This is a genomic window from Streptomyces sp. NPDC004031, assembly GCF_053604375.1.
On sequence record NZ_JBSGHL010000003.1, the window covers coordinates 101,792 to 116,327 of the forward strand.

A 14,536-nucleotide genomic window follows, 5' to 3' on the forward strand; every position below is an offset into this window, starting at 1 on the left:
TACGCTGACAGGTGCCGGCCACCGGACGGCCCCGGCCGCACCCCCGTACCGGCCCCACCGGGCTCACGACCCCAACCGGCCCCCGGGCCGCAGGACTTCCGCGAGGAGCGACGTATGCCGGCCGCAGCCCGAACCGGTGACCCCACCGACCACGGCGGGGCGATCACCACCCCGCCGCCGCCCGCCGCAGCGACGGTGGCCCGTGTGCTGATCGGCGGCAAGCCCGCCGCCGTCGTGGGCAGCCTGCACGTGTGCGTCGTGCCGCCGCACGCCGCGCTGGGCCCGGCCGACGTCATCCTGCCCAGCCCCACCGCGCTCGCCCGCCCCGTCCTCATCGGCGGGCTGCCCGCCGCGCGGATGGGCGACCGCACGGTGTGCGGCGCGCAGATCATCCTCGGGGCGGTCAACGTGCAGATCGGAGGGGTGTGATGAGCGAGCGCTTCATCGGCCGCGGCTGGGCCTTCCCGCTGCGGGTCGGGCCGACCGGCGGCATCGCCATGGTCGAACGCGAACGGGAGCTGGAGGAGGCGATCCGGCTGGTGCTCGGCACCGCGCCCGGCGAGCGCCCGATGCGCCCCGAATTCGGCTGCGGCATCCACGAGTACGTGTTCGCGCCGGGCGACGGCGCGACCGCCGGGCGGATCGCCCAGCAGGTGCGCGAGGCGCTGGAGCGGTGGGAGCCGCGGATCCAGGTGGACGACGTCGTGATCGCCTTCGACCAGATCGACGCCGGGACGCTCTACATCGACGTCCACTACACCGTCCGCTCCACCAACGACCGGCGCAACCTCGTCTTCCCCTTCTACACGATCCCGTCCGACTCCGCCGAGGACTCCTACGCGGCCCTCCCCGACGTCGTCCCGCTCGGTGAGCGGAGGGCCGGCTGATGCCCCTGCCCGCACCCAACCTGGACGACCGCCGCTTCCAGCAGCTCGTGGACGAGGCCAAGCGCTACGTCCAGCAGCGCGCCCCGGAGTGGACCGACCACAACGTCTCCGACCCCGGCGTCACCCTCATCGAGACGTTCGCCTACCTCGTGGACCAGCTGCTCTACCGGCTCAACCGGGTCCCCGAGAAGAACTACCTCGCCTTCCTCGACCTGCTCGGCATCCGGCTCTTCCCGCCCGCCGCCGCCCGCGCCGACATCGACTTCTGGCTCTCCGCCCCGCAGGACGACACCCTCGTGCTGCCCGCGGGCACCGAGGTCACGACCGTGCGCGGCGAGACCGAGGACGCGGTGGTCTTCACCACCACCGCTGAACTGCGCATCCTCCCCTCGTCGTTGGAGCGGCTCGTCGCCGCCCCGCGCGGCGGCGAGCAGACCGACCGTACCCGCACGCTCGCCGAGGGGCGGGACGTGCCGTGCTTCCAGAGCGCCCCGCAGCCCGGCGACGCGCTGCTCTTCGGCCTGCCCACCGCCGTACCGCGCTGCATCGTCGCCATCCGCCTGGACAGCCGCGTCGAGGGCATCGGCGTCGACCCCCGGCAGCCCCCGCTGGTGTGGGAGGCGTGGGACGGCGCGGCCTGGCAGGAGTGCGAGACCGGCGAGGACACCACCGGCGGGCTCAACCGCCCCGGCGAGATCGTGCTGTACGTGCCCGCCGGGCACACCGCGTCCACCAGCGGCGGCACCCGCGCCGGCTGGCTGCGCTGCCGCGTCACCGAACCCGAACCCGGCCAGCCCTTCTACTCCGAGTCGCCCACCGTGCGCGAGGCCTCCGTCTTCACCATCGGCGGCACCATGCCCGCCGAGCACGCGCAGACCCTCACCGACGTGCCGCTGGGCACCTCCGAAGGCGTTCCCGGGCAGGCCTTCCGGCTCGCCCGCCCGCCCGTGCTGCTCGACGGCGAACCGCCCGTCGTCGAGGTCTCCTCCGCCTCCGACGGCGGCGGCTGGCAGCGCTGGCAGATCGTCGAGAGCTTCGGCCGCTCCGCGCCCGAGGACCCGCACGTCACGCTGGACGCCACCGCGGGCGAATTCGCCTTCCCGCCCGCCGTGCGCGAGGCCGACGGCACCCTGCGGCACTACGGCGCGGTGCCGCCGAAGGGCGCGCAGATCCGCGTCGCCCGCTACCGCACCGGCGGCGGCCCCGCCGGGAACGTCGCCCGCGGCGCCATCTCCGTCCTGCGCAGCTCCGTCCCGTACGTCGCCCGCGTCACCAACCGCGAGGCCGCGCGCGGCGGCGTCGCCGGGGAGACCGTCGACAACGCCAAGATGCGCGCCCCGGACGCGCTGCGCATGCAGGAGCGCGCCGTCACCGCGGAGGACCACGAGATCATCGCCCGCCAGGCCGCGCCCTCCGCCGCCCGCGTCCGCTGCGTGCCCGCCGGCTCCGCGGGCGCCGTACGCGTCCTGGTGGTGCCCGACGCGGTCGCGGACGAGGGCGACGACCGGCTCCGCTTCGAGCAGCTCATCCCCTCCGACCAGGTGCTCGGCGCGATCACCGAGGCCCTCGACGAACGCCGCCTCATCGGCACGAACGTCGCCGTCGAACCCCCCGCCTACCAGGGCGTCACCGTCGTCGCCCGCCTCACCACCGCCCCCGGCGCCGACCCCGACACCGTCCGCGAGGCCGCCCTCGACGCCCTCTACCACTACCTCAACCCCCTCACCGGCGGCCCCGACGGCACCGGCTGGCCCTTCGGCCGCCCCGTCCAGTACGGCGAGATCTTCGGCGTCCTCCAGCGCGCGACCGGCGACGCCGTCGTCCAGGAGATCCGCCTCTTCCCCGCCGACCCCCTCACCGGCCGCCGCGGCGCCCCCACCGACCGCCTCGACGTCACCCCGGACGCGCTCGTCTTCTCCCACCAGCACCAGGTCGCTGTCGCTGCGCCAGACGGGACCCCGGCATGAGCCCCCGCCAGCGCGGGGTGCGCGCCTTTTCCGCCGGGGGCGGTGGGGCGAGGGTGTGTTTGCGCTGGGGGGCACACCAGGGGCGCGGGGAACTGCGCGACCAGCCCACCACCGGCCGGTGGTCCGGAAACGACAGCAACTGCCCCTCCGGGTCGGGATCTTCCCGCGCCCCGGTGGGGGCTGACCGCGCAGTTCTCCCCCAGGGCTTCGCGTGGGAGGTACCCCCACGCGCCCCTGAAAACGCTCGCCCGGCGGGGCACACGCAAGCCCCGGGGGGCGCCCCGCGCGGCAGCGCGAACGGGGAGGTCACCCGATGAGCCGAGCAGCCGTACCCGGCCTGCGGAGCAGGCACCCCATCGGCGAGCAGCTACCCGCGCTGTACGCGGACGACGACCTCGCCCAGCGATTCACCGCCGGGCTCGACGTCGTCCTCGCCCCCGTCTTCGCGACGCTCGACAACCTCCCCGCCTACCTCGACCCGCGCCTCGCGCCGCCCGACTTCCTGGCGTGGCTGGGCTCGTGGGTCGGGGCGGTGGACGACCCGCGGTGTCCGCTGGAGCTGCGCCGCGAGGCGGTCGTCCGCGCCCTGGAGCTGCACCGGCTGCGCGGCACCCGCAAGGGCCTGGTCGAGGCGCTGTGGCTGGTGCTGGGCGTGCACGCCGACGTCAGCGGCGACGGCGGCGCGACCTGGTCCCGTACCCCCGGCGCGGACCTCCCGCCGCAGGACCCGGCGGGCCCGCTCGTCCGGGTGTGGCCGGGCCGCGAGCCGCAGGTGGACGCCGAGCGCGTCCGGGAGACCGTCCGTGCGATGTGCCCGGCGCACACCGCCTGCCGGGTGGAGATCCTGCCCGGCCCGCCGAGCGAAGGGAGGTGACGCCATGCGTGCGTGTCCCGCGTGCGGGGCGTCCAATGCGCCAACGGAGGACTTCTGCGGCACCTGCGGTACGTATCTGGGCTGGTCGCAGAGCCCGGCGCCGTCGTCGTCCGTGTCACCGCCCGCGGCGGAGCCGGAGCCGGAGCCCGTACCGGAGCCGGCACCGGCCCCAGCAGCGGCACCGGCCCCCGCACCCGCACCCGCACCGTCCGACCCGGAGCCCCCGGCGGCGGCGCCCGCCGAGCAGCCCGCTCCCCCCGAAGCTCCCGAGCCCGAGGCCCCCGAACCCCGGGGAGGGCGCCTGCGGCGGGCGGCGCGCGGGGCCTCCGAGGCGGTCTCGTCGGGCGGCGCGGCCCGTGCGGCGCACACCCCCGAGGCGGCGGAGGGCCGCGTGCGGCGTGCGGCGGACGCCCCGGACCGGGCGGAGGGCCGCCTGCGCCGGGCGACGGACGCGGCGACCGACCCCGACGCGTGGGCGGGGCGCCTGCGGCGTGCCGTGCGCGACGGCCTGTCGGGGTCCGGCTCCCACGTATCCGAGTCGCCGCCACCCCCCGCTACCCCGAGCAGTTCGGCCACCACCCCCGCGCCGCGGGCAGATCCGCCCACCGTCCCGCAGGAGTCCGTACCCCCGCAACGTCCCGCGGCGCCCGCGCCCGCACCCGTACCGCCTGCTTCCCCGCAGGACTCCGCACCGCCCCGGCGGCCCGCCGCGCCCGCAGCGCCCGCCGCGGAGGAAGCGCCCGAGGGGGATCCCGCGCCGGTGCGGCCCGTGCTGCCCGGTCGGCCGGTCGCACCGCGCCCGGTGGTGCGGCCGCTGCCGGAGCCGGAGGAGGCCGAGGGGGAGCCCTGCCCCAACTGCGGGACGCTCAACCCGCCGGACCGCCGTTTCTGCCGCCGCTGCGCCACCCCGCTGAACCCCGCGCCCGCGCGCGCGGCCCTCCCCTGGTGGCGGACGATCTGGCCCTTCAGCCGCCGGGTGCGGGCGGGTTCGGGCCGCTTCAAGCGGCTGCTGGTGATCCTCCTGGTGGTGGCCGTCCTCGCGGTGGGCGTGTTCTTCGCCCTGCCCGCCGGACGCGGCCTGTTCGAGGACACGAAGGACAAGCTGGACGGCGCGAAGCCGATCCGCCCGGCGCACGCCACCGCCAGCGCGCAGATCCCCGGCCATCCGGCCGCGAACACCCTGGACGGCCTCAACAACCGCTACTGGGGCGCCCCTTCGGCGGGCGCGACGATCACGTACACCTTCGCGCAGCCCATCCGGCTGGTGGACGTCATCATCACCAACGGCGCCTCCGCGACCCTGAAGGAGTACCAGGCCGAGGGCCGCGCCCTCACGATCGACCTGGACACCACCTCCAGCAAGGGCGAGACCCACCACCAGGAGCTGACCCTCGACGACCGCCCCGGCGACCAGACCTTCACGACCGGCGTCAGCGACGTCACGACCGTCCGCCTCACCCTGCGCGCCCCCGCGGGCCTGACGAAGGGCCACCATCTGGCCCTGGCCGAGGTCGAGTTCTTCCGCCGCGGCTGAACCCCCGTGCTCCGCCGCCGGTTCCGGCGGCGGAGCGCCCCCGCACGTCCCCCGCGGTGGCCGAGAACACCCCCTCCCCGGAGGCCCTCTCCGTACCCTGTGTGACGGGAGAGACACCCGATGCACCTGACCCCGGGGGGGAGTCATATGCGCAGCGTGAACCCGGAAGACCTGGAACGCTTAGCCACACTGCTGGACGGCGCGGATCCGACGAGCCTGAAGAACGCCACGGATTCCGTCTTCCGCAGAGCGGCCACCCTCAACGTCACCTCGAAACTCGCCACCCTGCGCCCCATGGCGTCCTGGGCCACCGAAACCGCCCCCGACCTCCGCCGCCGCGCCGCCCGCACCCGCCTTGCCAACGGCGACCTCTCCGGCGGCCTCCTCTGGGCCGGCTTCACCCCCGACGACCTCACGCACTACCGCGGCACCGCCCTCGACCCCGAAACCGTCCTGATCGCCGACTCCGTGGCCACCAGCGACGATCCCAACGCCTCCCTCTTCCACCGCAAACCCGGCGAAAACCTCGAAACCTACCTCGACCGCCTCCGCGCCACAGCCCTGACCAGCATCCCCGGCCTCCACCCCTTCGAGCCCGCCGTCGAGTACCTGATCGGCGCGTACGGCGACTGGACGTCGGTGGCCGAGTCCGGCGGACACGCGGTCGCGCAGGGGACGGCGCTGGCCAGGGTGCTCGTCCACAACTCGTTTGTGAACGGCTGGGGCAGTTCCTTCAAAACCTGGCTCGCTGCGGGCCTTCGAGGGAGCAGCAATCCGGCCATCTCCCGCATGGGCACATGGCTCAACTCCCTGTCCCCGGAACTCAGGTCGCTGTCAGCCCCGGGCACATGGCTGCCGTCCAAGGTTTTGGGACCGCTCGCACGCATCCCGGGGGCGGGGGACCAAATCTCGGGGTTCGCCAACGCCCGCTACGACCAATTGCGCCGGTTACCGCTCTTCACCGACTCCTTTCGGGGAGTGTCGGTCAACAAGGCCATCAACTTCTTCATCGGCAGCGACAAACTGGCCGGCCAGTACTCGCGGGCGACACACGCGGGGCAAGCCGTCTCCCGGGCCGCCAACGCCCGCCTCCTGAGCGTCCTCACCAACGCCTACGGCGAGACCCGCCTCGTGGCCGCCGCTCCCCGCGTGACGTCCCTGGTGCGCGGCATCAGCATCGCGGCCCGGACCTCGGGCGTACTGCGCGGACTGGGTATCGGCACCAGCGCCGCCGCAACGGTCTTCAGTGGCCTCAACGTCATCTCCGACGGCCTCAACCCGGTCACGGCCTTCAAACGCAAAGGAGCGGGGTACGTCGCCGACGTCGCGGAATTCGGCTTCAACGCGTCGCTCACCGCGGCTCTGGTCTCCCCTTCGCCGTTCTCGTTCGGTGCCGTCGTCGTTTTCGGCTCCGTCTACGGCGGTGCGAAGATCGTCGAACACTGGGACGACATCACCAAGGGCACGGGCAAGGCCGTCGACTGGACGGGCAACACCGCCAAGAAGGCCGGTCATGAGGTCGCCAGTGGAGCGAAGAAGGCGGGCCACGAAGTGGCGAGCGGGGCAAAGAAGGTGGGGAAGGCGCTCAATCCGATGAGCTGGTAGGGGCTCTTCCGGGATGTGCTGCCAACCACCACGGCGTTCCCGGCCGTACGAGAGTGGAGGACATACATGACCGACAGCTTCGACTTCGTGCTGGAGCCCTACGACACCAAGACCGAGCGGGGCGTGACGGGCACGGTGGGCGAGTTCGGCGAGGTGAAGGTCTTCCACGCCCTGAGCCGCAGAACCCGGCCGGGGGAGATTCTCCGTACCGAGGTGGTGAGCGGGCGGCTGCCGGACACGTATCTGTCCGGCGTCGGCATGGGTGGTACGCCGTACCTCAGCAAAAAGGCGACGCTGAGCGTGGGCGGAATTCTCGCGGCGCTCTCCTACAACCCGCTGGGCCTGCGCCGCTCCGCCCGTGCGCTGTTCATCGGTCTGGCGGGCCGCGAGTACGCGTATGCCTCGACGGGTGAGGGTCACGCGGTCGAGCTGCGACGCGGGAACGAGACCCGCGTGAGCTTCGTGGACGGCCCCCATGTCCGTAAGACGAGTGGGCATCGCCGTTTCGGAACCGCGCACGGCCCGGTGGATGCGATGGACATGGCGTTGGCGCTGGTCTTCGAGCGGGTCGACGTCGCCTGGCTGTCCACCGGCGGCATGCTCGCATCAGCGCCGTTCCGGCTCCTCACCCCTCAGAAGGAGGGCGAAGGCTCCTCCTACTGAGGGGGCCTACCTGCCCCACCCTCACTCCGGCGCCGCCGGGCACCGCCCCGTGCACCGTACGAGGTCGCGAGCGACGTACGAGCCGGCGGTGTAGTAGCGCGTCACCTCGTCCGCGGGACGGGCGGCCAGTCGGGCGCGGGCGTGTTCCAGCGGACCCCGACGTTGCGCCGGGCGGCGGCCCGGCACGCCCGCCAGTCCCGGCACCACACGACTTCGGCGGGCCCGTGGTCGGCGTCGATCTCATGCACCAGGTACTCGCACGTCCCCCGCTCGCACCACCCGCACGTACGAGTGGCGCTCATGCGGGGTGCCCGCACCCCGACGTCACGCTCGTGCGACAGCTCTTCCACGCCGGGCCCCTTCCGCCGCGTCCACCGCCTCGCGGGGTGAGAACCGCGGGGACTTCGACGCTACGAGCCGCGCATGTCCCGGGGCGAGCGATGTGCAGCGATGTGCACACAGAGAATCCATCTGGGAAGCTGGCCGAATAGTTTCTTGACCACGTACCCCCGGTGTCGTCAAGGTTGCGCACAACCATGCACCACACCGAGGAGGGAACAGGCCGTGGCCGCCTTACAGTTCATCGGAGTCGACCCCGAGACCGGGCACAGCGGATCGCCCACCGCCTGGGTGCACACCGTCACCCGCGACATCCTTTTCCAGAGCTACATCGCCGACGAGGAAACGCGCCGTGAGTGCGCGGACAACCCCGCGCCGGGCCACGCTCTGGGCATCCCGGCCGGTGAGACGGTCATCCGTATCCCGGCTCATCTGATCCCGCTGCTGAGGGAGGCCTGCGATGCCGCCGAGCGTGGACTTTAGGTCCCTTCTCACCTCCGCGCGCACCTCCGCCTTCCACCTGGAGATGCGCGACCAGTACGCCGTCGGCGACGAGGCAGACGACTACGCACACTGGTTGCGCACCGGTGAGCGGGACGCGGACCCGGCGTCGGACTACTGGGCCCCCTGGGTGGACCTCATCGCGGGGGTGCGCGCTCGCGGTGTCACCGTGCACCGCGCGCGTGTGGTCTCGGAGCCGGTCACCCCGTACATCCGGTACGAGCACGCCGGGACCGCCGTCAACGTTCTCGCGGGCGAAGAGGTACGGTGGCTGCCGCGCCGACAGGCCGCGGATCTGCTCTTGCCGGGCTGCGACCTGTGGATCTTCGACGGTGAGACCGTGCTCTTCAATCACTTCACCGGCGCCGGCGACTGGGCGGATCCGGACATGGAGTTGACCGACGCCCCTGCCGTCGTGAAGCAGTGCGTCAACGCCTTCGACGCCGTGTGGAGCCGGGGCATACCGCACGACCAGTACGAGATCCGCTGACCAGACCACCGGAAGGCCATGCCTGTCTCTCCGTCCTCGGCCGCCCAGGACGCCCGCGAAGACGTCGCGCGACGCCTCCGCGGCCTGCGGCGCGCCGCAGGGCTCACCGTTTCGGAGCTGGCCTCCCGGTGCCAGTGGCACCACTCCAAGACGAGCCGGATCGAGAACGCCCGTACGCCCGCATCCCCTACCGACATCCGGCTGTGGTGCAGAGCCACCGACGCCGGAGAGCAGGCAGCAGACCTGATCGCGGCCTCACTCCACGCCGAGTCGCTGTACACCGAGTGGCGGAGGAAGGCCCGCGAGGGGCTGCGGCAGCTCCAGAGCAGCTACCTCACCCTGTACCGCTCCACCGAGACATTCCGGGTCTACACCAGCACCTTGGTGCCCGGCCTGCTCCAGACCGAGGGATACGCCCGCGCGTTGCTGAGCGCGAACGCGCGCTTCCTCGGCGTCCCCGACGACGCCGAGGAAGCGGCGGCGGCGCGGCTCGAACGCTCCAAGGTCATCCATGAGACCGGGCGCCGATTCGTCCTGATCGTCGAGGAGGCCGCGTTGCGGTATCAGCTCGGAGACGCGGACGCGATGGCTGCTCAGCTCGGATTCCTGCTGACGGCGGGCGCGTTGCCCGCGGTCTCACTCGGCGTCATCCCGATGGGCGTGCCCGGACGACCCATCTGGGCAGCCGAGACCTTCTCGATGTTCGACCAGTCCCTCGTAGCGGTCGAGCTGCTCTCCGCTCAGGTCAACATCACCCAGCCCACTGAAATCGGCCTGTACCTCGACGCGTTCGAGCGACTCCGCACCATGGCTGTGTACGGCGCGGAGGCGCGGGCCCTGATCGTCCGCGCCATCGACGCGCTGCGGTGACGCTGCTTTGGCAGCAGGCGGCACCGGCGACATCGATGGGGCGCCACCTTTCCCGACCGAGCCGTGGTCCACGCAGGACGGCGCCGGTCGACTGTCACCGGAGGCCACGATGTCATCGCAGACTACGCTGCACACCGAATGGCGAGACCAACTGCGCGACGGGCTGCGGCAGCTCCAGACGGGTTCGACGAAGCTGTTCCGCGACACGACCTCCTTCCAGGTCTACTCCTCGTCGCTCGTACCCGGCCTGCTCCAGACCGAGGGATACGCGGCGGCGATCCTTCGGACCGTAGCTCGGTTCCGGCGACTGCCCGTGGACGACAGCGAGGCCGCCGCTCGTGCGCGGGTCGAGCGGTCGCACATCATCCACGAGCCCGGCCGCCGCTTCACCCTCCTGATCGAGGAAGGCGTGCTCCATCACCAGATGGGCGCTGCCGACGTCATGGCCGAGCAGCTGCGGTTCCTGCTCACGGCCGATGACGTGCCCGCGGTCTCGCTGGGGATCATCCCCAAGACGGTCCGTGACCGGATCCAGTGGCCGCGCGAGACCTTCCACGTCTACGACGACCGGCTCGTATCGATCGAGCTGATCAGCGCGCAGGTACAGATCACCCAACCCTCCGAGATCGGCCTGTACGTCGCCGCTTTCCAGGAGCTGGGCCAGATGGCCGTGTACGGGGCAGAGGCGCAGGCCCTGATCGTCCGTGCCATCGGCGACCTGCGATAGGGCGACGCCGAGAAGGCGGTGTCCCGCGTGGCCGCGACGCGGTTCTCGGGATGGGCGCGGCAGCGACGCCCACCAGCCAACACCACGACGTATCGGAGGGCTTGATGTCGTCGAGCAGCGTTCCCGGCTTCGAGCAACTTGTCGCCGCTGCCCGTCTCCCCGTACATCCGGTACGAGCACGCCCTCACCGGTGTCAACGTCGCCGCCGGCGAGCAGGTGCGGTGGTTGCCCCGCAGGCAGGCGTCCAGGCTCGCGCTGCCCGGCAACGACTTCTGGCTCTTCGACGACCGCACCGTCCGGTGGAACCACTTCACCGGCGAGGGAGGCTCGGCGCCGGGCGAGATCACCGACGACCCCGCCGCCGCCCGCCTGTGCGCGGACGCGTTCGAGGCCGTCTGGTCGCGGGCGACCCCGCATGACGCGTACGTGGTCGGCTGGGCGGGCCGAAACGCGCGTCGGCAACCCCCTTGCGTAATGGTCAACAATCCTTGACCATTGCTCGCATGCCTGCCGCTGACGACGATCTCCCCGAGACCTTCCACGTCACCACCGATGAGCAACTGCGCGCCGTCTCCAACCTCACGCGCCACCGGATCATGGCCGTCATCCGCTTCGAGCCCGCGACGATCACGCAGATCGCCGAGCGGGTGGGGCTCGCGAAGGGGAGTTCCAGCTACCACGTGCGGCTGCTCGAACGGGCGGGGCTGGTCAAGGTGGTGCGGACGCGGAAGGTGCGGGGGGTCACCGAGCGGTACTACGCGATGGCCGCGCGGTCGATCGAGTTGCCCGACCCGGGCGAGGGCGGGCCCGACGTGCTGATGCGGCACGCGGTCGCGGACCTGGAGGCGTCCCCCGCGGACGGCGAGCGGTACGTGCGGATGGCGCATCTGCGGCTCACGGACGAGCAGTTCGCGGAGCTGGGGGCGCGGCTGGAGGCGCTCGCGGACGAGTACCGGGCGCTGTCCGACCCCGCGCTGCCGGACACCTCGCTCGTCGTCGCGCTCTTCCACCCGGGCCGCGGGGAGGCGAAGTGAGCAAGACCCGACTGCCCGGCGGGTTCGGCCGGTTGTGGACCGCCCAGACGGTCTCCTCGCTCGGCGACGGCGTCACGCAGGCCGCCCTCCCGCTGCTCGCGCTCGCGCTGACCCGCGACCCGATGGCGCTCGCCGTCGTCACCGCGGCCGGGACGCTCCCGTGGCTGCTCTTCGGTGTGCACGGCGGCGCGCTCGTCGACCGCTGGGACCGCCGCCGCACGATGTGGATCGCCGACGCGGGCCGCGCGCTGCTGCTCGCGATACCGGCGCTGGCCGCCGCGTTGGACGTGCTGAGCATTCCGCTGCTCGCGGCCGTCGCCTTCCTGCTCGGGCTCGGCGGGCTCTTCTTCGACACCGCCGCCACCGCGTACCTGCCGGACCTGCTCCGCCGCGACCCCGCGCTCCTGGAGCGCGCCAACTCCCGCCTGCGTGGCTCCCAGACGGCCATGTCCGGCTTCGCCGGGCCGCCCGCGGGCAGCGCGCTCCTCGCTCTCGGGCGGGCGGTGCCGCTGGTCGCCGACGCGGTGTCCTTCGCGCTGTCCGCGCTGCTCGTACGGTCGCTGCCCGCGACGCCCAGGCCCGCTGCGGAGGCCGGCGAGTCGCTGTTCCGGCAGGCGCGGGCCGGAGCGGCGTACGTCTTCAAGGACCAACTGCTGCTCGGGCTCGCGCTGCGGCCCGCCGTCGGGAACATCGCGTTCCTCGCGGTGGAGACCGTCCTCCCGCTCTTCGCGCACGAACGCCTCGGCATCCACACGTACGGCTACGGCCTGCTCCTCACGGCGGAGGCCACCGGCGGACTGCTCGGCGCGGCCGTCGCCTCCTCCCTCGGCCGCCGCCTCGGCACCGGCACCGCGCTGAGCTGCACGGCCGCGCTCGAAGGCCTCGCCGTCCTGGGCCTCGCCGCCGCGCCCAACGCGTACGCGGCCGGGCTCGCACTCGCCGTCTGCGGCGCGGGCATGGGCGCGACGATGGTGCTCGCGCCCTCTCTGCGGCAGGCGGTCGTCCCGGCCCACCTGATGGGCCGCGTCGCCTCCACCTCCCGCATGCTCGCGATGTGCGCGGCCCCCCTCGGCGCCTTCCTCGGCGGCTGGCTGGCCACGGCGTACGACCTCCGCACACCGCTCTTCGCCGCGTCGGGCCTGCTCCTGACGATGACGGCGATCACGGCCTCCATGACCACCAACCGCCGGGTGGACGCCGCGCTCGCCGCCGCGGTGTGACGGCGCCCGCCGCGGGGGCTGCTACAGCAGGTGGTCGGCCTTGCCGGACTTGATCTCCGCGATGAGCGCGCGGAGCGCTTCGTGGGTGTCGGTGAGGTAGCGGTCCTCGGCTCCGGCGACGGCGATGTACGCGTTGCCGTCCGCGTCGGTGCCTATGCGGAAGCAGTTGCTGGCGTCCTGGCAGAAGGGGGCTTCCCAGGTGATGTCGGGCACGGTCAACACTCCTACAGGTCGTCTGCGATGGCGTGCATCAGGTCGAGGGTTTGCTTCGGCGGGAGCGCGATGCGCTGCATTTCGGCGAGTTGGAGGCCGAACGTGTGGATGTGAGCCTCTGCGTGGAGGAATTCGCCCGCTGTGACGCGGTCGGCCAGGACCGTGTCCAGACGTGGCACCTCCCCGTGCGCGTACAGGATCGACTGGCCCGAGCCGGGGAATGCCCCGGCGGTGAAGGGGATCGCCTGGATCGTGACGTCGGGGCGGGCGGCGGCCTCGGTCAGGTGGGTGAGCTGGGCGCGGAGCACCGCGGGGCCGCCTACCTGGGTGCGCAGCGCGCCCTCGTGGATGACGAGTTCGTAGGGCGGGGCGTCGGGGCGGTCGAGGACCTGGTGGCGTTGGACGCGGTGGGCCACGCGGGCTTCGAACTCGGCGTCCGGCAGGGGCGGGATGGCGGCGCGGAAGAGGGCGCGGGCGTAGGCCTCGGTCTGGAACTGGCCGGGCATGTGGGTGATCGTGCTGACGCGCAGGGCCGTCGCGTGCCACTCCAGTTCGGCGATGTCGAGGAAGGTCGACGGGAGGGTGTCGCGGAAGTCCTCCCACCAGCCCGGGGGCTGGTCGCCGCCGCACATCGCCACGAGGGCGTCGATGAGCGGCCGGTCGGTGCACTCGTAGACGTACGCGATGCGCCGTACGCGTTCCGGGCTGACGCCGTGGCGCCCGGCCTCGGTGCTGGAGATCACCGTGCGCTTGGTGTCCAGCAGGGCGGCGGCCTGTTCGGTGGACAGCCCGGCGTCCTCGCGGAGTTTGCGCAGCTCCGCGCCCAGGCGCTGCTGGCGCGCGCTCGGGTTGCTTCTCGGCGGCATGTGCGTCCTTCCTGGTCCGCGGCCAGTGTGCCGCGTGGTCCGAGCCCGGGTCCAACGGACCGTCAGGGAATCGGTAGCACATGTACTCCCGATGTCCTATCGTGGTGCTTGCGTCACTACGGAGAGCAACGCCGGAAGCGCACCGCGCGAGCATGCCCGTCCGCCCTGGGGCGGGTGTGGTCGCGACCAGGGCGGCATGCCACCGGCGAACCCATCGAAGTCCTCACCCTCGCAACGGAGTTCGCCATGCCCGAGATTCCCGTCGTGCCCGCCCTCTGGCGGTTCCCCGCTCATCCCGCGTCCGTTCCGCGGGCCCGGTGTGCGCTCACCGGCTGGCTGCCGAAGGACGTGCCGGGCGGCGTGCGTGCCGATCTCGCGCTGCTGGCCAGCGAGTTGGTGACCAACGCCGTACGGTACGGGGCCGCCGCGGACGAGTTCGTCGAGCTGGTGGCGTGGCCCGCGGACGGGTACTACTGGGTGGCCGTGTCCGACGCGGGGGACGGGCGGCCCGTCGTGCGGCGGCCGCCGGACGTGGAGCGGGAGTCGGGGCGCGGGCTCGTGCTCGTGGACGCGCTCGCCGCGGCCTGGGGGGTGCGGCCGCGTCCGTATCGGGGGAAGTCCGTCGTCGCGGGGCTGGCTCTGCCCTGAGGCGAGGAACCTGCGCAACACCCCTGAACGTCAAAAATGGCGTTGGCTACCATCAAGGAGTCACCAAGTGCGCCTCATGCGTGCGCCGGTGTGCACGC

General features: G+C 72.8%; 17 protein-coding genes and 1 pseudogene. 15 read left to right on the forward strand and 3 right to left on the reverse strand.

Going from position 1 to position 14,536, the window contains the following annotated elements:
- The first annotated feature begins 114 nt into the window (after positions 1–114).
- The 7 genes from ACWERV_RS02645 to ACWERV_RS02675 all read left to right on the forward strand — a co-directional run bounded on the left by ACWERV_RS02645 (position 115) and on the right by ACWERV_RS02675 (position 7,530).
- A complete protein-coding gene (locus tag ACWERV_RS02645; RefSeq protein ID WP_398174868.1) occupies positions 115–429 on the forward strand; it encodes a PAAR domain-containing protein in 315 nt (104 codons plus the stop codon).
- Positions 429–887 (forward strand): GPW/gp25 family protein, encoded by a 459-nt coding sequence (locus tag ACWERV_RS02650; protein WP_398174865.1) that lies wholly within the window; start codon positions 429–431, stop codon positions 885–887. The genes ACWERV_RS02645 and ACWERV_RS02650 overlap by 1 nt, the downstream gene beginning before the upstream one ends.
- Positions 887–2,854 (forward strand): putative baseplate assembly protein, encoded by a 1,968-nt coding sequence (locus tag ACWERV_RS02655; RefSeq protein ID WP_452927776.1) that lies wholly within the window; start codon positions 887–889, stop codon positions 2,852–2,854. The genes ACWERV_RS02650 and ACWERV_RS02655 overlap by 1 nt, the downstream gene beginning before the upstream one ends.
- A 313-nt stretch (positions 2,855–3,167) precedes the next feature.
- Entirely contained in the window at positions 3,168–3,728 is a 561-nt protein-coding gene (locus ACWERV_RS02660) for a phage tail protein (protein ID WP_452927779.1), read from the forward strand.
- Between the two features lie 391 nt (positions 3,729–4,119).
- On the forward strand, positions 4,120–5,262 hold the full coding sequence (locus tag ACWERV_RS02665; RefSeq protein WP_452927782.1) for an NADase-type glycan-binding domain-containing protein: 1,143 nt from the start codon (positions 4,120–4,122) through the stop codon (positions 5,260–5,262).
- A 147-nt stretch (positions 5,263–5,409) separates the two neighbouring features.
- The gene (locus ACWERV_RS02670; protein ID WP_452927785.1) at positions 5,410–6,867 is read left to right on the forward strand and encodes a PE-PGRS family protein; all 1,458 of its coding nucleotides are present in this window, start codon (positions 5,410–5,412) and stop codon (positions 6,865–6,867) included.
- Between the two features lie 66 nt (positions 6,868–6,933).
- Positions 6,934–7,530, forward strand: a complete 597-nt coding sequence (locus ACWERV_RS02675) for a hypothetical protein (RefSeq protein ID WP_452927787.1) — start codon at positions 6,934–6,936, stop codon at positions 7,528–7,530.
- Positions 7,531–7,631: 101 nt separating this feature from the next.
- Here the strand turns inward: ACWERV_RS02675 and ACWERV_RS02680 are convergent, their stop codons facing one another.
- Positions 7,632–7,880 carry a hypothetical protein gene (locus ACWERV_RS02680; protein WP_452927790.1) on the reverse strand — a complete coding sequence of 83 codons (249 nt, stop codon included), beginning with the start codon at positions 7,878–7,880 and terminating at the stop codon, positions 7,632–7,634.
- A 214-nt stretch (positions 7,881–8,094) separates the two neighbouring features.
- On the opposite strand from ACWERV_RS02680, the gene ACWERV_RS02685 reads away from it, so the two are divergent.
- The 7 genes and pseudogenes from ACWERV_RS02685 to ACWERV_RS02715 all read left to right on the forward strand — a co-directional run bounded on the left by ACWERV_RS02685 (position 8,095) and on the right by ACWERV_RS02715 (position 12,711).
- Entirely contained in the window at positions 8,095–8,352 is a 258-nt protein-coding gene (locus tag ACWERV_RS02685; RefSeq protein ID WP_043182500.1) for a hypothetical protein, read from the forward strand.
- Entirely contained in the window at positions 8,330–8,860 is a 531-nt protein-coding gene (locus ACWERV_RS02690; protein WP_452927794.1) for a DUF6879 family protein, read from the forward strand. Before ACWERV_RS02685 ends, ACWERV_RS02690 begins: the two co-directional genes overlap by 23 nt.
- Positions 8,861–8,878: 18 nt before the next feature.
- Entirely contained in the window at positions 8,879–9,730 is an 852-nt protein-coding gene (locus tag ACWERV_RS02695) for a DUF5753 domain-containing protein (protein ID WP_452927796.1), read from the forward strand.
- Between the two features lie 109 nt (positions 9,731–9,839).
- A complete protein-coding gene (locus tag ACWERV_RS02700; RefSeq protein WP_452927799.1) occupies positions 9,840–10,457 on the forward strand; it encodes a DUF5753 domain-containing protein in 618 nt (205 codons plus the stop codon).
- A gap of 150 nt (positions 10,458–10,607) precedes the next feature.
- A pseudogene (locus ACWERV_RS02705) lies at positions 10,608–10,949 on the forward strand (DUF6879 family protein); the annotation flags it as partial.
- Positions 10,950–10,960: 11 nt separating this feature from the next.
- Positions 10,961–11,491 (forward strand): ArsR/SmtB family transcription factor, encoded by a 531-nt coding sequence (locus tag ACWERV_RS02710; protein ID WP_452927802.1) that lies wholly within the window; start codon positions 10,961–10,963, stop codon positions 11,489–11,491.
- An 11-nt stretch (positions 11,492–11,502) separates the two neighbouring features.
- Positions 11,503–12,711, forward strand: coding sequence for an MFS transporter (locus ACWERV_RS02715; protein ID WP_452928068.1), 1,209 nt, complete (start codon positions 11,503–11,505; stop codon positions 12,709–12,711).
- 21 nt (positions 12,712–12,732) lie between these two features.
- Here ACWERV_RS02715 and ACWERV_RS02720 read toward each other — a convergent pair whose 3' ends face one another.
- A complete protein-coding gene (locus ACWERV_RS02720) occupies positions 12,733–12,924 on the reverse strand; it encodes a hypothetical protein (RefSeq protein ID WP_452927805.1) in 192 nt (63 codons plus the stop codon).
- Positions 12,925–12,935: 11 nt separating this feature from the next.
- Positions 12,936–13,790, reverse strand: a complete 855-nt coding sequence (locus tag ACWERV_RS02725) for a helix-turn-helix domain-containing protein (protein ID WP_452927807.1) — start codon at positions 13,788–13,790, stop codon at positions 12,936–12,938.
- A gap of 246 nt (positions 13,791–14,036) precedes the next feature.
- On the opposite strand from ACWERV_RS02725, the gene ACWERV_RS02730 reads away from it, so the two are divergent.
- Positions 14,037–14,438 (forward strand): ATP-binding protein, encoded by a 402-nt coding sequence (locus ACWERV_RS02730; protein WP_398174819.1) that lies wholly within the window; start codon positions 14,037–14,039, stop codon positions 14,436–14,438.
- Positions 14,439–14,536: the final 98 nt, after the last annotated feature.

What these genes read in the sequence shown, in the direction of transcription:
- ACWERV_RS02710 (WP_452927802.1), top strand. Translation starts at nt 10,961, where the DNA reads ATGCCTGCCGCTGACGACGATCTCCCCGAGACCTTCCACGTCACCACC.
- ACWERV_RS02725 (WP_452927807.1), bottom strand. Translation starts at nt 13,790, where the DNA reads ATGCCGCCGAGAAGCAACCCGAGCGCGCGCCAGCAGCGCCTGGGCGCG.
- ACWERV_RS02670 (WP_452927785.1), top strand. Translation starts at nt 5,410, where the DNA reads ATGCGCAGCGTGAACCCGGAAGACCTGGAACGCTTAGCCACACTGCTG.
- ACWERV_RS02655 (WP_452927776.1), top strand. Translation starts at nt 887, where the DNA reads ATGCCCCTGCCCGCACCCAACCTGGACGACCGCCGCTTCCAGCAGCTC.
- ACWERV_RS02650 (WP_398174865.1), top strand. Translation starts at nt 429, where the DNA reads ATGAGCGAGCGCTTCATCGGCCGCGGCTGGGCCTTCCCGCTGCGGGTC.
- ACWERV_RS02690 (WP_452927794.1), top strand. Translation starts at nt 8,330, where the DNA reads ATGCCGCCGAGCGTGGACTTTAGGTCCCTTCTCACCTCCGCGCGCACC.
- ACWERV_RS02695 (WP_452927796.1), top strand. Translation starts at nt 8,879, where the DNA reads ATGCCTGTCTCTCCGTCCTCGGCCGCCCAGGACGCCCGCGAAGACGTC.
- ACWERV_RS02660 (WP_452927779.1), top strand. Translation starts at nt 3,168, where the DNA reads ATGAGCCGAGCAGCCGTACCCGGCCTGCGGAGCAGGCACCCCATCGGC.
- ACWERV_RS02700 (WP_452927799.1), top strand. Translation starts at nt 9,840, where the DNA reads ATGTCATCGCAGACTACGCTGCACACCGAATGGCGAGACCAACTGCGC.
- ACWERV_RS02675 (WP_452927787.1), top strand. Translation starts at nt 6,934, where the DNA reads ATGACCGACAGCTTCGACTTCGTGCTGGAGCCCTACGACACCAAGACC.
- ACWERV_RS02645 (WP_398174868.1), top strand. Translation starts at nt 115, where the DNA reads ATGCCGGCCGCAGCCCGAACCGGTGACCCCACCGACCACGGCGGGGCG.
- ACWERV_RS02730 (WP_398174819.1), top strand. Translation starts at nt 14,037, where the DNA reads ATGCCCGAGATTCCCGTCGTGCCCGCCCTCTGGCGGTTCCCCGCTCAT.